This is a genomic window from Acinetobacter sp. YH12040 (assembly GCF_013420005.1).
Classification (GTDB): Bacteria; Pseudomonadota; Gammaproteobacteria; order Pseudomonadales; family Moraxellaceae; genus Acinetobacter; species Acinetobacter amyesii.
The window spans coordinates 1-1,321 of sequence record NZ_VOZB01000036.1 but is presented as its reverse complement, the minus strand read 5'-3'; the positions used below and the strand labels follow the sequence as shown (position 1 = coordinate 1,321).

Annotated in this window: 1 protein-coding gene; it reads right to left on the bottom strand. The window is 42.9% G+C overall.

Translation table 11 applies throughout. From position 1 onward, the window contains the following. Window positions 1–39: 39 nt before the first annotated feature. A complete protein-coding gene (locus tag FTT99_RS16320; RefSeq protein WP_032028744.1) occupies window positions 40–1,248 on the bottom strand; it encodes an IS256 family transposase in 1,209 nt (402 codons plus the stop codon). Window positions 1,249–1,321: the final 73 nt, after the last annotated feature.

The window sequence follows — 1,321 nt, the reverse complement described above, 5'->3', positions numbered from 1 at the left end:
GAGCCTGTAAATAATTTTGTGTAATTGCTTTTCATAAATTTAAAGGTGATTGCTTAAGCGGTCACCGAATTCAATAATAAAGCGGCTCATGGCTAAACGCCAGTCGCGAATAGGCATATTCCACTTTTTAGACGCTGCATCAATTGCCAGGTAAATCACTTTACGTACAGAATCATCCGTTGGAAAGACTTTACGCTTTTTGATCGCCTGACGTATTACGCTGTTTAATGATTCGATCGCATTGGTGGTATAGATGGCTTTGCGTATCTCGGCTGGATAAGCAAAGAAGGTATTTAGATTCTCCCAGTGTGTACGCCAGCTTTTGCTGATCTGTGGGTACTTGTCATCCCATGTTTGGGCGAATTGATCCAAGGCCATCAAGGCTGCCTCTTCAGTAGGTGACTGATAAACGGCTTTTAAATCCTGAGTGACGGCTTTGTAATCTTTCCATGATACGTATTTCAAGCTGTTACGCAGCATATGGATAATGCACAGCTGGATATGGGTTTGCGGGTATACGCTGTTAATGGCATCAGGAAAGCCTTTTAGTCCATCCACACAGGCGATCAGAATATCCTGCAACCCTCGGTTTTTAAGCTCAGTCAGGACATTCAGCCAGAATTTTGCACCTTCATTCTCAGCCATCCACATGCCGAGCAGTTCTTTCTGTCCATCAAGATTAATGCCTAAGGCAAGGAATACAGCCTTGTTGATAACACTGCCATTATGACGGACTTTAACTACAATACAGTCCATATAGACGATGGGATAGAGTGCATCCAGCGGACGGTTTTGCCATTCAGCGACTTGCTCCTTAACAGCATCAGTCACCTTGGAAATAAGCGTTGGCGATACATCAGCATCGTACATTTCTTTGAAAGTAGCCACGATTTCACGGGTAGTCATGCCTTTGGCATAAAGGGATAGAATTTGGCTATCCATTTGCGTGATACGAGTCTGATTCTTTTTAATTAGCTGTGGCTCAAATGTGCCATCACGATCTCGTGGTGTGGTGATCTCAATCTCACCATCATCGCTCAGCACGGTCTTACTGGAATAACCGTTACGAGCATTTGAACCGTTCTTACGAGCATTCTTTTCATGTCCGAGATGTTCGGTAAGTTCGGCATTGAGAGCCGTTTCAACAGTGAGTTTAGTCAACAATCGGGTGAATTGATTGAGATCGTCTTCTGTTTTGATTCCTTTAGCAAATTCTGCTGCAAGGTCTTTTAGTTTTTGTTCGTTCATCATGTTGCCTGACTCCGTTGTGAATATGAACATAGCAAATTCAGGCAATTACACAATTTAATTTACAGTCTCA

Excerpts from the sequence above, each read along its gene's own strand:
- FTT99_RS16320 (WP_032028744.1), bottom strand. The coding sequence starts at position 1,248 with ATGAACGAACAAAAACTAAAAGACCTTGCAGCAGAATTTGCTAAAGGA.